Source organism: Streptomyces lancefieldiae, assembly GCF_031845825.1.
Classification (GTDB): Bacteria; Actinomycetota; Actinomycetes; order Streptomycetales; family Streptomycetaceae; genus Streptomyces; species Streptomyces lancefieldiae.
The window spans coordinates 1-15,951 of record NZ_JAVRFH010000047.1 but is presented as its reverse complement, the minus strand read 5'-3'; the positions used below and the strand labels follow the sequence as shown (position 1 = coordinate 15,951).

Genomic DNA, 15,951 nt, shown 5'->3' with positions numbered 1-15,951 from the left:
CCCCGTCACGGCCGCCTGCTCCCACGCGGGACGGTGACGGGCCCGGGCCGCCTCCCACCCGGCGGGGTCGAGCCCTCGCAGCACCAGCCCCGTGAGCCGTACGCCAGAGCCGACACGGCACCCAACACCGCCGGCGACCGGGCCGCCACAACGGCAGGACAGCCCACCCCCCGCCCCCCGTCACGGCAACCTGCACCAGCGCGGAGCCGTGACGGCCCAGGCCGCCTCCCACCCGGCCAGGTTGCGCCGTTGCAGGACCAGGCCCCGCAAGCCGTACGCCAGAGCCGACGCGGCACCCCAACACCGCCGGAGACCGGAACGCCGCAACAGCGGGGCAGGCGCACGCCCCACCCCCCGTCACGGCAACCTGCACCAGCGCGGAGCCGTGACGGCCCAGGCCGCCTCCCACCCGGCCAGGTTGCGCCGTTGCAGGACCAGTCCGGTGATCCCGTGGGCCGCGAGGCCCATGACGGCGACGCCCAGGAAGGCGAGGATCGCCCAGCCCATCGTGCGGCTGCGGATCTGCTCCGCGGTCAGGGGCGGGTCGGTGATCTCTCCCGCCGAGTCGACCCAGACCAGGACGGTGCTGTCCGCGGGCAGTCCCGGTTCGACGTCCGTCTTCCCGGTCCGGGTCTCTCCGCCCGGGCCGGGGAAGCGGACCTCGACCGGGTAACGGGCCTTCTTCGCCTCGTCCGAGCCGGGCTCCGGATGGCGCGGGGCGTCGTGGACGAGGACCGCTGCGCGGTGGTCACGGGTCCGGGCCTCGTGCTCGGCGGCGCTCCGGTAGTGGCGGTAGGCGGTGTCGCCGACCGCGAGCATCGCCGCCGCGGCCACCGCCGGCACCGCGAGCAGGAGCCCGAGGGCGATCCAGGCGTGCAGCCGGTCGGTACGGCGCCGCAGGGGGTTGCGCCGCCATCGCCAGAACAGCAGGTGGGGGTGGTGCCCTCCGGGATCGGGATCGGGGGGCGGTGGCTGTGCTCGCGGTGTGTCACCGGCCATGGTGGTGTTCCTCCTTCCAGGATCCGGCCAGCGGGAACGGACCCACCCCCGGTCGGGCGGGGGCGGGGGCGGGTCTGGGGTCGTGCGTCGGGACGCCGCGGGGGCGAGGGCTGTGTCACCGGGCGGATGGTGCGCGGTCGGTGCCGGTTGCCTGGGCCGGGCCCCGGTGGAGCGGCACGGAGGTGAGTCCCTCGGCACCGGTGCGCCGGGCGGCGTCGGCGTCAGCGCGGGTGCCGGTCGGGTGGGTCCGTGCCCGTGGTCGACGGGTGGCAGTGCGCGGCCTGCAGCAGCTTGGCCGCGCCGCGGACGGCGGCCGTGTGCGGGGCCGGCACGGCCCGCAGGGGCACGTGCAGCCTGCCGGTGAGGTGGCAGGTGATGTCCGGGCGCAGCGCGCCCCCGCCCGCCAGCAGCGGGCCCCTGCCCAGCGCGTCGACGGTGAGGGACGTCCGGTCCTGCCGCAGCATCGAGGTCGTCATGTCGGCCACCGCGTCGCCGATCTCCGAGGACGGGGTGGCGTCGCCGATGTCCCCCGTGCCCAGCGCGGTGCGGCGCGCGTCGAAGACGGCACCGTCCACCAGCAGCACCACCTCGGTGAGATGCGCCCCGATGTCCACGACGAGCAACGGCCGGGACAGGTCCGCGCCCGCCGCCAGCGCCACCGCCCGCGCGCTGGGGACGGTCAGCACACTGCGCGGGCGCAGCACCTCCACGGCCGTACGGGCCTCGGTCCGGTAGGCGTACCCGTCCAGTACCGGCGCGGTCACCACGACCAGGGGACGGGCGAGGCGGGGCAGGCGGTGGCCGAGCAGCCGGTCGAGCATCCGCGCCGTCCCCTGGGTGTCGACGATGGAGCCGCGCCGGATGGGGTACACCGCGGCGGCCCCGGGAAACGTGACGGTCGGAACGTCGAGGACCACCCCCCGGCCGGCGACCCACGCACGGGTGCGGGCGCTGCCCATGTCGAGGGCGACGCCGCTGCACTGCCGGCACAGGGGCCACGGCCGGTGCCGGGTGAGTCCGGCGCGGGGCCGGCGTATGACGGTCATCGCCCGGCCTCCCGCACCTGCTGGCAGCGAGCGCAGTAGCGGGCCTGCGGCACGATCGTCAGGCGCTCGCGGTCGATGGGGCGCCGGCACAGATGACACAGGCCGTAGCGGCCCTCGGCCATGCGGTCGAGGGCCGCTTCGACGTCGGCGAGGACCATCCGCGCGGAGGCCGCGAGTTCGACCCGGACCTCGGTCCGCGCGGCGGACCCCTGCCGGGTCGGCTCGTCGGCGCCGGACGGAACGGTCGCGATCTGCCGCAGCTGCTCCTCGCGGAACAGCCGCTGCTCGTGGAGGCTGTCCCGGAGCGCGGCGAGGTCCTCGGGCGACAGACGCGTGTCGCGGTCGCCGATGATCTGATGGTTCACCACTTCACCCCTTGGGCAGGGCGGGAGAGGAAGGCTGGCTGGACGGTGGTCAGGCGGCGGCGCGGCGCTGGCAGGCGACGCAGTACCGCGTGTAGGGAAGGATTTCCAGGCGCTCCCCCGGGACGGGCTTGCCGCAGCCCAGGCAGGTGCCGTAGGTGCCGCCGTCGACCCGGGCGAAGGCCTCGTCGATCTCCTTGAGCACCCGCTCGATGGCGGCCTTCTGCGCGGACACCAGCTGGTCGTCCTCCGCCTGGGCGCTCTCGTCGAGGGCCTGAAGCTGGGTCAGGCGGGTGTTGCGCGCGTGTTCGAGGCGCTGGCGTGCCTCGTGGGCGGTCAGCCGCTCGGGGCGGGATTCGATGCGGGAGGCGTCGAGCGACACGGTGGGTCCCTTCCTGCAGTGTCGGTAAGTCTTGCTTGCCTCCACCCTGGCCGGGCCGGTCACCGTTTCCCATCGGGCGCAGGCCCCATTTGCCCGGGGGCCGAGCATCCACTGCGCGGCGCCGCGCGTCGGCCGTATGGGTATGCCACCTCCCGGAAATGGGGGTCGGCCCCCATCGACCCGGCTCGGCGGGGAAGGGCAGGCTGGTCGCAGGCTCGGTCGCGGCCAGGGGCCGAGCGCCCGACCGGGGTGCGCGATGACCGACAGTAGAGGCGTACAGACCACGTCGCAGAAGGAGGCGTACCCCCCGGTGTCCCTGTTCTGGCGGATCTTCGGGCTCAACGCGGTGGTGCTGGGCTTCGCCACGGCACTGCTGCTGTGGGCTCCGGTGACCGTGTCCGTGCCGGTCCTGCTGACCGAGGCGGTCATCCTGGTGGGCGGCCTCGGCGTCATGCTGGTGGCCAACGGCACCCTGCTGCGCTGGGGCCTGGCGCCGCTGGACCGGCTGACGAAGCTGATGACCACCGTCGACCTGCTGCGCCCCGGCCAGCGACTGCCGGTGTCCGGCGGCGGCGAGGTACCCGAGCTGATCCGCACCTTCAACGCCATGCTCGACCGGCTGGAGCACGAGCGGGCGACGAGCACCGCCCGCGTGCTGCTCGCCCAGGAGGCGGAGCGGCGCCGCATCGCCCAGGAGCTGCACGACGAGGTCGGGCAGAGCATGACCGCGATCCTGCTGGTCCTGGGACGTGCCGCGGACGACGCCGACGAGCCGCTGCGCAACGAGCTGCAGCAGGCGCAGGAGATCACCCGGGAGAGCCTGGACGAGGTCCGCCGCCTGGTGCGCAGGCTGCGGCCCGGGGTGCTGGACGACCTCGGCCTGATCAGCGCGCTGTCCTCGCTCACGCACGACTTCGCCACGCACACCGGGCTGCGGGTGGTGCGCCGTTTCGACGCCGAGCTGCCCGCTCTGGACCCGGAGACCGAGCTGGTCCTCTACCGCGTCGCGCAGGAGAGCATGACGAACGCCGCCCGGCACGCGGACGCCGAGCGGCTGGAGGTGAGCCTGGGCCGCGCCGAGGGTGCGGTGACGCTCACCATCTCCGACGACGGTCGCGGCATCGAGGCGGCGTGCGAGGGCGCCGGGATCCGCGGCATGCGCGAACGCGCCCTGCTCATCGGGGCGGCCCTCGACATCACCTCGGCACCCGGCGCCGGCACCCGCATCCGGCTCACCGCACCCGTCACCAGGAAGCAGCCCTGACCATGCCCGACCCGTCCCTGTCCGGCGCCTCCACGCCCGGCGCCTCCACGTCCGGCACCTCCACGTCCGGCGCCTCCACCCCAGGGCCGACCGCCTCCGTCCCGTACGACCCGTCCGCGGCGTCCGGGTCCCATCCGTCGACGATCCGCATCCTGCTCGCCGACGACCACGCTCTGGTACGCCGCGGCGTGCGGCTCATCCTCGACCGGGAGCCGGATCTGGAGGTGGTCGCCGAGGCCGGGGACGGCGCGGAGGCCATCGACATGGCGCGGGCCCACGCCGCCGACCTCGCGGTCCTGGACATCGCGATGCCCCGGCTGACCGGGCTGCAGGCCGCCCGCGAGCTGGCCGCGCTGAAACCGGGCCTGCGCATCCTGATGCTGACGATGCACGACAACGAGCAGTACCTGTTCCAGGCGCTGAAGTCGGGGGCCTGCGGATACGTCCTGAAGTCCGTCGCCGACCGCGATCTGGTCGCCGCCTGCCGGGCCGCGATGCGCGACGAGCCCTTCCTCTACCCCGGCGCGGTCACCGCCCTCATCCGCAACTACCTCGACCGGGTCCGGCACGGCGAGGAGTCCGCCGACCACATCCTCACGCCCCGCGAGGAGGAGGTCCTCAAGCTCGTGGCCGAGGGCCACTCCTCGAAGGAGATCGCCGAGCTGCTCTTCATCAGCATCAAGACCGTCCAGCGGCACCGGGCGAACCTCCTGCAGAAGCTCGGCCTGCGCGACCGCCTGGAACTGACCCGCTACGCCATCCGCGCCGGCCTCATCGAGCCCTGACACCGGCCCCCGAACCGCCCGGGGGCCCCGGCCGCCCACTCCCCGGCCCGGGCCCCCGGGCTCCGCCACCCATCAGCCCACACCCGTCAGCCATCGCCCATCACCCACCTCACGAAAGGGGACGGTGGATGCGCCCCGCACGACGCACCGCCCCCGCCCCCGCCGGCCGACGGGTCGCGGTCGCCCTGACCGCCCTGCTGGCCCTCCTGCTGGCCCTGGTCCCCGCGTGGCCCGCGGCCGGCACACACGTCGGGCCCAGTGGTCTCCTCCCGGTCGACGCCGCCACGGCCGTGCCCCACCCGGCCTTCGACCACCGCGCCGACGACGGCTGCACCCCCGTCTGCGCCGCCCAGGCCCGAGCCCGGCACGACCCCCTCGGCGAGCGCCCCCCGGCACCGGACCACCACTCGGCCGCCGCCCCGCACGACGCGGGTGCCGCCCCGGCCGCCCACGCGCGGACCCCGGCGGCACCGGGTGGCGTGCCCGCCGTCTCCCCCGGCCGCACGAGCCACGACCGCGGGCGGGCGCCTCCCGCATCCTCCGGCACCTGAGGCACCCGTTCCGTCCAGCTTCTGCCAGCTCTTCCACCTTCTTCCACCTTCTTCCGCCGCGGCCGCGCTGGGCCGCTGCCGCGGCGTGCCCGCCGGAGGCCCGTGTTGAAACGTTCTCGTCCCCGCTCTCGTTCTCGCTCCCACTCCCTGAGGGGCCGTGCGCTCGTCGCCCTCGCCGTGATGGCCGCGGCCGTGGCCATCGCCCTGACCATGCCGATCCGTCTCGGCCTCGATCTGCGCGGCGGCACCCAGATCGTGCTGGAGACCAGGTCCACCGCCACCACCAAGGCCGACCGGGAGGCCACCGACCGCACCGTGGAGGTGCTGCGCGGCCGCATCGACGCACTCGGTGTCGCCGAACCGACCATCGTCCGCTCCGGCGAGAACCGCGTCGTCGTCGAACTCCCGGGCGTGCAGGACCCCGAGCAGGCCGCCGCCGTACTGGGCCGCACCGCTCAGCTCACCGTCCACCCGGTCCTCGGCCCTGCCGAGAACACCGGCGAGGATGTCGGCAAGGACACCGGCAAGGACGCCGGCGCCACCGATGCCCCCTCCGGCACCGACGGCGAGCGCGTTCTGCCGGACGAGTCCGGTCAGTCGCTGCGTCTGAAGGCCGCCGCCCTGACCGGGCAGGACGTCAAGGGCGCCGACGCCCGGTTCGACCAGCAGAACGGCGCCGGTTGGCACGTCACCGTGGACTTCAAGGACGCGGGCAGCGACCGGTGGGCCGAGGTGACGGGCCAGGCCGCCTGCGCTCCGGTCGGCGACCCCCAGCGCCGGGTCGCCATCGTGCTCGACGACAAGATCATCTCCTCGCCGCAGGTCGACCCGTCGGTGGCCTGCGGAGCGGGCATCGCCGGCGGCTCCACCCAGATCACCGGCTCCTTCGACGACGCCGAGGCCCGCGAACTGGCCCTGCTCGTCAAGGGCGGTGCGCTGCCCGTGCCGGTCGAGACCATCGAACAGCGCACCATCGGCGCCACCCTGGGCGACGAGGCCATCTCGGCCGGCGCCTGGGCGGCCGTCGTCGGCACCGCGCTCACCGCGCTCTTCATCATCGTCGTCTACCGGCTCATGGGCGCCCTCGCGACCGTGGCCCTGCTCTGCTACGGCCTGATCTCCTACGCCGCCCTGGCCGCGGTCGGCGCGACCCTGACCCTGCCCGGACTGGCCGGCTTCGTCCTGGCGATCGGCATGGCGGTGGACGCCAACGTCCTCGTGTTCGAACGCGCCCGCGAGGAACAGGCCGCCCGCAGCCGTCCCAGCACGCGCTCGGCGCTGACCGCCGGTTTCCGCAGCGCCTTCAGCGCGATCGCCGACTCCAACATCACCACGCTGATCGCCGCCGCCCTGCTGTTCTTCCTGGCGTCCGGCCCCGTGAAGGGCTTCGGCGTCACCCTGGGCATCGGTGTCCTCGCCTCCATGGTCAGCGCCCTGGTGATCACCCGGGTGCTCGCCGAGTTCGCCGCGAGCCGCCCGTCGGTCTTCCGCCGCCCCCACATCACCGGCATCTCGACCACCGGCCCGGTCCGCGACGCCCTGCTGCGCCGCGACCCCTTCCTGATGCGCCGGCCGCGCCGCTGGCTGGCCGCCTCCGCCGTCGTCCTCGTACTGGCCGGCTCCGGCATCGTGGCCCGTGGCCTCGACTTCGGCATCGAGTTCACCGGCGGACGGCTCATCGAGTACTCCACGGCCACCCGGGTCGACCCGGACCGGGCGCGTGACGCCCTCGCCGACGCGGGCTTCCCCCGCGCCGTGGTCCAGTCCTCCGGCGACGGCGACCTCACGGTGCGCACCGAGGAGCTGACCGACGCGGAGGCGGCGACCGTCACGCGGACCGTCGGCGAACTGGGCGGCGAGACGGAGAAGGTCCGCGACGAGCTGATCGGCCCGAGCCTCGGCGAGGAGCTGCGCCGGGACGCCCTGATCGCCCTCGCCCTGGCCCTCGGCGCCCAGCTCCTGTACCTCGCCGCCCGTTTCCGGTGGCTGTTCGGCGCCGCGGCGGTCAGCGCGCTCGCCCACGACGTGATCATCCTGGTCGGTGTGTTCGCGTGGCTGGGCAAGCCGATCGACGGGGTGTTCCTGGCCGCGCTGCTGACCGTGATCGGCTACTCGGTCAACGACTCGGTGGTCCTCTTCGACCGCGTCCGGGAGCTGCTGGGCCTGGACCGCAGGACACCGTTCGACAGGCTCACCAACCAGGCGATCCTCCAGACCCTGCCGCGTACGGTCAACACGGGGCTGGGGGCGGTGCTCATCCTCGCCTCGCTGGCCGTCCTCGCCGAGGACTCGCTCACCGACTTCGCCCTCGCGCTGCTGATCGGCGTGGGAGTCGGCACGTACTCCTCGGTGTTCACTGCCGCTCCGCTGGCCATCGAGCTGCACGGCCGCGGCGCCGAGTCCCGCGCCGGACGCCGCAAGGGCCGGGCCACCGGCGAGAAGGTGCCGGCGAGCCGTTCGGAGCGGCAGGAGGTGTCGTAGGGCGTCACCGCTCAGGGCGCGCCGGTGAAGTGCCCTCCCACCAGGGTGCGCACCACGCCCAGGTCGCCGGCGATCAGCGCGTCCAGCAGCGCCGTGTGCTCGTGCGCGTCGGCGATCAGGTCGGCCCGTCCCCGTACCGCGGGGGCGCCGGCCGGCGGCCACTGGGCGCGGCGGTGCAGGTCACCGGCGATCCGGACGAGCTGGTCGTTGCCGGCCAGCGCGAGCACCGCGCGGTGGAAGGCGCGGTCGGCCTCGGCGTACGTGGCCGGGCAGCCGGACGACGCGGCCCGGACGGTGGCCTCGGCGAGGGGGCGCAGCTCCGCCCAGCGCTCGGCGGGCACCGTACGGGCCAGGCGCAGCATCACCGGGACCTCGATCAGGGCGCGCACCTCGGCGAGCTCGGCCAGTTCCCGGGCGCCGCGCTCGACGACGCGGAAGCCGCGGTTGGGGACGACCTCGACGGCGCCCTCCAGGGCGAGTTGCTGCATGGCCTCCCGTACCGGCGTGGCCGAGACCCCGAACCGCTCGCCGAGCACCGGCGCCGAGTAGACCTCGCCGGGGCGGAGCTCGCCGGCCACCAGCGCGGAGCGCAGGGCGTCGAGGATCTGCCCGCGCACGGAGGAGCGCTGGACGAGGGGGCGCGGGCGGGACAGCGGGGGCTCACTGTGCGTGTGCTCGCCGCGCGCGGCCCCGACCGGTTCCGTGCCGCCGCGGGCCCGGTCGTCACGGTCCGGGTCGTCCCCCTCCGGGTCGGCGACGCCGGCCTGGGCCGGAACGCGGACCGACGCGGCGGTCCGGACGCTCGCGATCCCCGTCCCGGCGGAGCCCTGCGCGCTCGGCTTCACGGGTCCTCCTACGGGACGTGTCGGTACTTGGTGCCATTACGGCGGGTTGTCACTTGTCCGTCAAGCACCATAAGGGCACCGGCCCGTCAGTTCACATCCCGGGGATCTTGGGTAAGGTAAGGCTTACCTCAAGCAAGCCCGTTGTTCTGACGTGGATCGGTGGTCCCGCATGCCTGTCACCCGCTCGGCCGTCGCGGACGCCTACGCGCGCCTGTCCGAGGTCCTTCCGGGGCTGGGCGTCACCGAGCTGGGCGCGGACGAGGAGGTGCCGCACGGCGGCGGATGGGTCACGGCCGGCTCGCTCGCGGCGGGCGGGGCCGAGCTCGAGGCGTTCCTCGCCTGGGACGACGCCCAGGTGCTGCGGGACTACGGGCAGCGGGCCCGGCCGGACGTGGTGGCCAGCTTCGGACTGCACCGGTACGCGTGGCCGGCCTGCCTGCTGATCACCGTGCCGTGGTTCCTGCACCGCCGGGTGCCCCGCTACCCCGCCGCCGGGGTCGCCTACGACCGCGGCGCCACCGGTTTCCCCCTCGGCCGGTTGGCCGCGCGGCCGACCGGCTTCGCCTGCCTGCCCGGCGATCCGGCCGCCACGCTGCCCGGCGCGCGCGTGGTCGCCGACGAGGAAGCGCTGCGCGCCGAGGTGCGGGCAGCGGTCGCCGAGCACCTGGAGCCGGTGCTGACGGGCTTCGGGCCGCGCATGCGGCGCCGCGGACGCGCCCTGTGGGGCATGGCGACCGACGAGGTCGTGGAGAGCCTGTGGTACGTCGCGCATCTGCTCGGCGAGCAGGAGCGGGCGCGGCAGGAGCTGGAGTCGCTGCTGCCGGGCGCCACCAAGCCGTACGTCGGCGATGCCGCGTTCCGTGAGCTCAAGGGACCCGACGGCGAACCGCTGCACACCCGGGACCGGGCGAGCTGCTGCATGTTCTACACCCTGCGCCCCGAGGACACCTGCGCCACCTGCCCGCGCACCTGCGACGCGGACCGCGTCAACAAGCTGCTCGCCGCGGCCGGTTGAGCCGGACCGGGCGGATGCCGGACGCCTGGGCTCCCGCGCCGCCGGTCCGACGGCCTGCGTGAGCGGAACGTCCCGCCGCCCTCGGTCCGGTCCCTGTCGGCCTGGTCACCGGGAAGCGGCCGGGACGGCGATGCCGGCCGTCGGCTCGTCCGCGGCCTTCGCCGCCGGGTGCGCCTTGGCGAGGGTGCAGACGCCGTCCGCGCACCGGCGCTCCCGACGGCCCCGGGAGATGGTCTGCGCCAGGCCGACCATCCAGCAGGTGGGGCAGCCGCGAAAGGCGATCAGGGCCAACGGGGCCGCCAGCAGGGTGGCCGGCCCGGCGACGGGCACCAGGCCGATCGAGCCGATGACCAGCCCGAAGCCGATGGCGCCGCGCGCCAGGTGGCGCGGGACGGACTTGGCGGCGAAGCTCTTCCCGGGCGCCGCGGACCTTGCGGTGGGCAGGGCCTTCGCACCCTGCGCGGGCTTGACGGTGTTCACGGTCATGAGTCCCCTCCGACTGGTCTGTCGATGGCCGGATCGGCGGCCGGATCGGCGGCCGCCAGTGAGTGACGCAGTGCCGCCCGTGCTCGGTGCAGCCGCGACTTCATCGCGGCGTTGCTCAGACCGAGCGAATGGGCGACGGTCCTGCCGGGCAGTCCCTGCACGTCCCGCATGATCAGGACCTGCCGCTGGTCACGGGGAAGGGCACCGACCGCAGCCGCGATCCGCTCCACCTCCAGCCTGTGCAGCACCGCGTCCTCGGCGGACGGTTCCGCGGACGCCTCCGGTTCGGCCGTCGCCTCGGCGCTCCGCGGGACGAGCAGACGTACCTGCCGGAGGCATTCGTTGCGCACGATGCGGAACATCCATGAGGCGAGCGCTCCAGTGGCCCGCAAGGTGCCGATCCTCCGGTAGAGGATGATCAGCGCCTCCTGCGCCGCGTCCTCGGCGTCCTGCGGCGAGGCGCACAGCGACAGGGCGAACTTGCGCACATGAGGCTGCGATTCCGTGACGACGGTGGTGAGCGACGTGACGTCGCCGTCCTGGGCAGCCCTGATCAGCCGCTCGTCCGGCCAGGGGAAGCGTCGGTTCATCCGTTACTCCTACAGGGAGGCGCCCCGCACGCAGGCACTGGTCAGCTTCCGCTCTTGTGGCGCCGCACCAGGTGCAGGCCGCACGCACCCACGAGCAGGGCTCCGATCACTACGAGGCCGATGACCATCATTGGTGTTTCCTCCCGGTTCCGCCGGCCCGTTCGACCGGTGCACGGACAAGAGGCGAGAAGGCCCGGAAAGGATTCAGCGCTCGGGCGTCGTCTCCGGCGGCTCGTCCGGCGCGGCGTCGATTCACAACTCCCCCACGCGTCGTTGGAACTTCACACGGAACCACTCGTCCGGGTGTTCTTGTTCGAACTCAACTTCCGTACGTGACAAGACAGTTCGAGCCAAATGCCGCTCCGGTCATACCTTCGCACTCCCTTGGCGGCGTCTTGCCCCGAAACCCCCCTGAGGGCCACCGGGTCTGGGCCACCATGGCGGGCGTGACGCCCCATCCCAATGCGAGGGACCCCAGATGAGATTGACCGACATATCGCTGAACTGGCTGCTTCCGGGCGCCGTGCTGCTCCTGGGCATGCTGGCGGCGGTGGCGGTGCTCGCGCGCGGCAAGCGTTCCCCGGGGAAGGACGCGGGCCCGGACGACTCGTGGGAGCGTGCGGAGGAGCGCCGCAGGCGCAAAGAGGCCGTCTACGGCAGCGTCTCCTATGTCCTGCTCTTCTGCTGTGCCGCGGTCGCCGCGGCGCTCTCGTTCCACGGTCTGGTCGGCTTCGGCGAGCAGAACCTCGGCCTGAGCGACGGCTGGCAGTACCTGGTTCCGTTCGGGCTCGACGGGGCGGCGATGTTCTGCTCCGTGCTCGCGGTGCGCGAGGCCAGCCACGGTGACGCGGCGCTCGGCTCGCGCATACTCGTGTGGACCTTCGCGTTCGCGGCGGCCTGGTTCAACTGGGTGCACGCGCCCCGCGGCCTCGGTCACGCGGGTGCCCCGCACTTCTTCGCGGGCATGTCCCTGTCGGCGGCGGTGCTGTTCGACCGCGCCCTGAAGCAGACCCGGCGCGCCGCCCTGCGCGAACAGGGCCTGGTGCCGCGTCCGCTGCCGCAGATCCGCATGGTCCGCTGGCTGCGGGCGCCCCGGGAGACGTACCGCGCCTGGTCGCTGATGCTCCTGGAGAACGTGCGCAGCCTCGACGAGGCGGTCGAGGAGGTGCGCGACGACCGGCGCCGGAAGGAGGAGACCCGGCAGCGGCGGCGCGAACAGGAGCGCCTGGAGCGGGCCCGGTTGAAGGCGATCAGCCGGGGCCACCGGGGCTTCCCCGGCCGCGGCGGCGGCCGGCAGGTCGAGGTCGAGGTCGAGGTGCAGCAGTTGGAGCGGGGCTCCGAGAGAGCCCCCGCGGAGCCTGCCATACCCACCCAGGAGCAACTGCCCGTGAACCGGCGCCCCTCCCTGCAGCCCCTGCGCGGCGGAGCTGACCCGGTCACCGTCGACCTCACCGCGGAGGACGACACCCAGACCCTGCCGCGCCTGGACTCCCTGGAGCGCAAGCTGAAGGACCTGGAGCAGCAGTTCGGCTAGGAGGAGCGCCTGAGGCGCCGGGGTACCGGCGCCTCAGGCGGCCTCGGCGTCCAGCTCGAACCAGATCGACTTGCCCACCTCGCAGCGCCGCACCCCCCAGTCGTCGGCGAGGGACTGCACCAGCATCAGCCCCCTCCCGTTGGTGCTCTCCTCCGGCTCGGGCACCCGCGGCCGGGGCAGCCGGCCGACGAAGTCCCGCACCTCGACCCGTAGCCCGCGTGGCCCGACCGTGGCGGTCAGGACGGCGCCCTCGTCGGTGTGGACGAGCGCGTTGGTGACGAGCTCGCTCGTGAGCAGCTCCGCGATCTCCGACCGGCCCGGCCCGCCCCAGTGCCGCAGCAGCTCGCGCAGGGCCCGCCGGGTCTCGGGCACCGCCCGCAGGTCCGCCCGCCCGAGCCGTCGCCGGAGCTGTGGTACCGCGTGTCCCTTCATGTCCCCCGTCCGCGTGCTGATGTCGCTTCCCCCTGTTCCCCCCTGTTCGAACATCTTCACTGGGGAAGCCTTGCCCGTTCGGGCCCCGGACAGTCATGTCGATTCCGGGCAACATCCGTGCGGTCACGGCCGCGGCACGTTCCGCAGGTTCGAGCGGGCCATCTGGAGCATGCGGCCGACACCTCCGTCCAGCACGATCTTCGACGCGGACAGGGCGAAGCCGGTGACCATGTCGGCGCTGATCCTCGGCGGGATGGACAGGGCGTTGGGGTCGGTGACGATGTCGACGAGGGCCGGCCCCTTGTGCTTGAACGCGGCCTTCAGCGCCCCCGCCAGATCCTTCGGCTTCTCCACCCGCGCCCCGAGGACACCGCAGGCCTCGGCGACGGCGGCGAAGTCGGGGTTGACGTTGGCCACACCGTGCGAGGGCAGGCCCGCGACGAGCATCTCCAACTCCACCATGCTCAGCGAGGAGTTGTTGAACAGGACGACCTTCACCGGCAGGTCGTGCTGGACGAGGGTGAGGAAGTCGCCCATCAGCATGGTGAACCCGCCGTCGCCGGACATCGAGACGACCTGCCGGCGCCGGTCGGTGAACTGGGCGCCGATCGCCATCGGCAGCGCGTTCGCCATCGAGCCGTGCGAGAAGGAACCGATGATGCGACGGCGGCCGTTGGGCGAGATGTAGCGGGCGGCCCAGACGTTGCACATGCCGGTGTCGACGGTGAACACCGCGTCGTCGTCGGCGATCTCGTCCAGCACGGCCGCCACGTACTCGGGGTGGATCGGGACGTGCTTGTCGACCTTGCGGGTGTACGCCTTGACGACGCCCTCCAGCGCCTCCGCGTGCTTCTTCAGCATCCGGTCGAGGAAGCGGCGGTTCTTCTTCTCCTTCACCCGGGGGATCAGACAGCGCAGTGTCTCCTTCGCGTCGCCCCACACCGCGAGGTCCAGCTTGGAACGCCGGCCGAGGTGCTCGGGCCGGACGTCGATCTGGGCGATCTTCACGTCGTCGGGCAGGAAGGCGTTGTACGGGAAGTCCGTGCCGACCAGGATCAGCAGGTCGCACTCCTGGGTGGCCTCGTAGGCCGCGCCGTAGCCGAGCAGCCCGCTCATCCCCACGTCGAACGGATTGTCGTACTGGATCCACTCCTTGCCGCGCAGCGCGTGCCCCACCGGCGACTTGATCCTCCCCGCGAGCTCCATGACCTCGGCGTGCGCGCCCGCCGTGCCGCTGCCGCAGAACAGGGTGACCTTGTCGGCGTCGTCGATCAGCCGCACCAGCCGGTCGATCTCCTCGTCGCCGGGCCGCACCGTCGGCCGTGTGGTGACCAGGGCGGTCTCGACGGCCCTCTCCGGCGCGGGCTCCCCGGCGATGTCACCGGGCAGGGAGACGACGCTGACGCCGCCCTGGCCGACGGCGTGCTGGATCGCGGTCTGCAGCAGCCGCGGCATCTGCTGCGGGCTGGAGATCAGTTCGCTGTAGTGGCTGCACTCGCGGAAGAGCTGGTCGGGGTGGGTCTCCTGGAAGTACCCGAGGCCGATCTCGCTGGACGGGATCTGCGAGGCGAGGGCGAGGACGGGCGCCATGGAGCGGTGGGCGTCGTAGAGCCCGTTGATGAGGTGGAGGTTGCCGGGGCCGCACGAGCCGGCGCACGCGGTCAGCTTGCCGGTGATCTGGGCCTCCGCCCCGGCGGCGAAGGCGGCGGTCTCCTCGTGCCGGACGTGCACCCAGTCGATGCCGGAGTGGCGGCGCACGGCGTCCACGACCGGGTTGAGGCTGTCACCGACGACTCCGTAGAGACGTTCGACCCCGGCGCGAGCGAGGATGTCGACGAACTGTTCCGCGACGTTCTGTTTGGCCATGGCTCTAGCTATGGCACAGCGTGCGGCGTCACGCCTCCCATACGGCGGCGACCGTACGGTCGTCGGCGTAGCCCTTGACCCGGGTGCGGCCGTCGGCGAGGAACTCCGTGAGGCCGGGCGGGGTGGCGCCGGACCACCGCCGCGCGAGGAGTTCACCCAGTTCGGGCTCGCTCCGCAGCGGTTCGGCGAGGCCCGCGGTGCACATCAGGAGCACATCACCCGGGCGGGCTACGGAGGCGCGGAAGCGGAAGGGCTCGCGGGGTGGCCCGACGGGCGGTTCGTCGTACGGACCGGGCGGTGTGGTGATGCCGAGGTCCATGGTGAGCCGATCACCCTGGGACGTCCCGCTCGACGTCTCGTCCTGCTTCTCGCCCGGCGCCGAGCCGAACCCGACGACGGGCTCGCCGACGACGTCCCCGCGGCGCGGTTCCATGTTCTGCCAGGCGCCGTCCCGCAGCCGGAGCAGTCCGCCCGCGCCGACGCCGAAGAACACCCGCGTACGGCACCGCGGGTCGGCCGGCAGCAGCAGACAGCGCAGGGTGGCCGCGTACTCGTGCGGCGCCAGGCCCTGTTCCGCGGCACCGGCGCGGAGCCTGCCGAGGCTGCGGTCGGTGAGGCGGTGCAGGCCGGACTTCAGCTCGCTGCGCCGGGCTGCCCTCAGGTCCTCGCCGAGCCGGACGTGGCTGTGGCCCACGGCCCGGCCGATCCACCGGCAGACCTCGGCGGCGGCCAGGTGCGCCCCGGCGCTCGCGCGGGCGCCGGTCGCCATCGCCACCAGGACCAGCGCCCGCTCGCCCGCGCCGAAGCGGGCGACGAGCAGCGCGTCGCGGCGCGGGGCGCCCCGGTAGCGCGCGGAGTCCCCCCGCACGGAGACGGCTCGCACCGTGCAGGACCCGTACCGGGCGCCGTCCAGCACGGTGTCCGCCACCAGCCCGTCGAGCCCGTCGGGGTCGGCGGGTGGCAGGGCGGTGGGCTCGGCCTCGTAGGTGGGCGGTCCGGAGCCGACGTAGTCGCGGGCGGCGGGCGGGGGCGCGGCGGCACCTCGCGGAGAGGCGAACGGCACGCCGGGCGCGTCCATGGGTGGCGGGGGCACGAACCGTTCGGGGGTGTCCCGGGGCGGCGGAGGCACGAACCCTTCCGGGGCATCCCGGGGCGGCACGGGTACTGGCACGGCGGGGGCATCCCGACCCGGCGGAGGCGCAGGCGCGTCGCGGAGATTCCGGGGCGGCAGGGGCGCAGGCTCGGTAGGGGCCTCCCAGGGAGGCGGAGGCACGAACCCTTCGGGGGCCTCCCGGGGTGGCGGTGCGGGGCGG

Annotated in this window: 16 protein-coding genes; 6 read left to right on the top strand and 10 right to left on the bottom strand. The window is 73.9% G+C overall.

The window, feature by feature from the left end:
- Positions 1-357 precede the first annotated feature (357 nt).
- From RM812_RS32185 to RM812_RS32170, 4 genes are all read right to left on the bottom strand, one after another.
- On the bottom strand, positions 358-999 hold the full coding sequence (locus RM812_RS32185) for an Rv1733c family protein (RefSeq protein WP_311580578.1): 642 nt from the start codon (positions 997-999) through the stop codon (positions 358-360).
- Between the two features lie 221 nt (positions 1,000-1,220).
- Positions 1,221-2,045 carry a rod shape-determining protein gene (locus RM812_RS32180; RefSeq protein ID WP_311580574.1) on the bottom strand — a complete coding sequence of 275 codons (825 nt, stop codon included), beginning with the start codon at positions 2,043-2,045 and terminating at the stop codon, positions 1,221-1,223.
- Complete coding sequence (locus RM812_RS32175; protein ID WP_311580570.1) at positions 2,042-2,413, bottom strand: TraR/DksA family transcriptional regulator; 372 nt, start codon at positions 2,411-2,413, stop codon at positions 2,042-2,044. The genes RM812_RS32180 and RM812_RS32175 overlap by 4 nt, the downstream gene beginning before the upstream one ends.
- A 46-nt stretch (positions 2,414-2,459) precedes the next feature.
- A complete protein-coding gene (locus tag RM812_RS32170) occupies positions 2,460-2,789 on the bottom strand; it encodes a TraR/DksA family transcriptional regulator (protein WP_311580567.1) in 330 nt (109 codons plus the stop codon).
- Between the two features lie 310 nt (positions 2,790-3,099).
- Between RM812_RS32170 and RM812_RS32165 the strand changes: the two genes are divergently transcribed.
- The 4 genes from RM812_RS32165 to secD all read left to right on the top strand — a co-directional run bounded on the left by RM812_RS32165 (position 3,100) and on the right by secD (position 7,870).
- Positions 3,100-4,053 carry a HAMP domain-containing sensor histidine kinase gene (locus RM812_RS32165; protein ID WP_311580687.1) on the top strand — a complete coding sequence of 318 codons (954 nt, stop codon included), beginning with the start codon at positions 3,100-3,102 and terminating at the stop codon, positions 4,051-4,053.
- A gap of 2 nt (positions 4,054-4,055) precedes the next feature.
- Entirely contained in the window at positions 4,056-4,838 is a 783-nt protein-coding gene (locus RM812_RS32160; protein WP_311580564.1) for a response regulator transcription factor, read from the top strand.
- A gap of 128 nt (positions 4,839-4,966) precedes the next feature.
- On the top strand, positions 4,967-5,389 hold the full coding sequence (locus RM812_RS32155) for a hypothetical protein (RefSeq protein WP_311580561.1): 423 nt from the start codon (positions 4,967-4,969) through the stop codon (positions 5,387-5,389).
- A gap of 180 nt (positions 5,390-5,569) precedes the next feature.
- On the top strand, positions 5,570-7,870 hold the full coding sequence (gene secD, locus RM812_RS32150; RefSeq protein ID WP_311580558.1) for a protein translocase subunit SecD: 2,301 nt from the start codon (positions 5,570-5,572) through the stop codon (positions 7,868-7,870).
- Positions 7,871-7,881: 11 nt separating this feature from the next.
- Here the strand turns inward: secD and RM812_RS32145 are convergent, their stop codons facing one another.
- Positions 7,882-8,715 carry a GntR family transcriptional regulator gene (locus tag RM812_RS32145; protein ID WP_311580555.1) on the bottom strand — a complete coding sequence of 278 codons (834 nt, stop codon included), beginning with the start codon at positions 8,713-8,715 and terminating at the stop codon, positions 7,882-7,884.
- 169 nt (positions 8,716-8,884) lie between these two features.
- On the opposite strand from RM812_RS32145, the gene RM812_RS32140 reads away from it, so the two are divergent.
- On the top strand, positions 8,885-9,730 hold the full coding sequence (locus RM812_RS32140; protein ID WP_311580552.1) for a (2Fe-2S)-binding protein: 846 nt from the start codon (positions 8,885-8,887) through the stop codon (positions 9,728-9,730).
- 105 nt (positions 9,731-9,835) lie between these two features.
- On the opposite strand, the gene RM812_RS32135 is transcribed toward RM812_RS32140, so the two are convergent.
- Together RM812_RS32135 and RM812_RS32130 are read right to left on the bottom strand one after the other, a co-directional pair.
- Positions 9,836-10,216: a hypothetical protein gene (locus RM812_RS32135; RefSeq protein ID WP_311580549.1), complete on the bottom strand. Its 381-nt coding sequence runs from the start codon at positions 10,214-10,216 to the stop codon at positions 9,836-9,838.
- Positions 10,213-10,806 (bottom strand): RNA polymerase sigma factor, encoded by a 594-nt coding sequence (locus tag RM812_RS32130; protein ID WP_311580545.1) that lies wholly within the window; start codon positions 10,804-10,806, stop codon positions 10,213-10,215. The genes RM812_RS32135 and RM812_RS32130 overlap by 4 nt, the downstream gene beginning before the upstream one ends.
- A 478-nt stretch (positions 10,807-11,284) precedes the next feature.
- Between RM812_RS32130 and RM812_RS32125 the strand changes: the two genes are divergently transcribed.
- Positions 11,285-12,340, top strand: a complete 1,056-nt coding sequence (locus RM812_RS32125; RefSeq protein ID WP_311580542.1) for a DUF2637 domain-containing protein — start codon at positions 11,285-11,287, stop codon at positions 12,338-12,340.
- Between the two features lie 33 nt (positions 12,341-12,373).
- Here the strand turns inward: RM812_RS32125 and RM812_RS32120 are convergent, their stop codons facing one another.
- The 3 genes from RM812_RS32120 to RM812_RS32110 form a co-directional block, all read right to left on the bottom strand.
- Positions 12,374-12,772: an ATP-binding protein gene (locus RM812_RS32120; protein ID WP_311580539.1), complete on the bottom strand. Its 399-nt coding sequence runs from the start codon at positions 12,770-12,772 to the stop codon at positions 12,374-12,376.
- A 123-nt stretch (positions 12,773-12,895) separates the two neighbouring features.
- Positions 12,896-14,638 carry a pyruvate dehydrogenase gene (locus RM812_RS32115; protein ID WP_311580537.1) on the bottom strand — a complete coding sequence of 581 codons (1,743 nt, stop codon included), beginning with the start codon at positions 14,636-14,638 and terminating at the stop codon, positions 12,896-12,898.
- Between the two features lie 28 nt (positions 14,639-14,666).
- Complete coding sequence (locus RM812_RS32110) at positions 14,667-15,767, bottom strand: protein phosphatase 2C domain-containing protein (RefSeq protein ID WP_394816543.1); 1,101 nt, start codon at positions 15,765-15,767, stop codon at positions 14,667-14,669.
- Between the last annotated feature and the right edge of the window lie 184 nt (positions 15,768-15,951).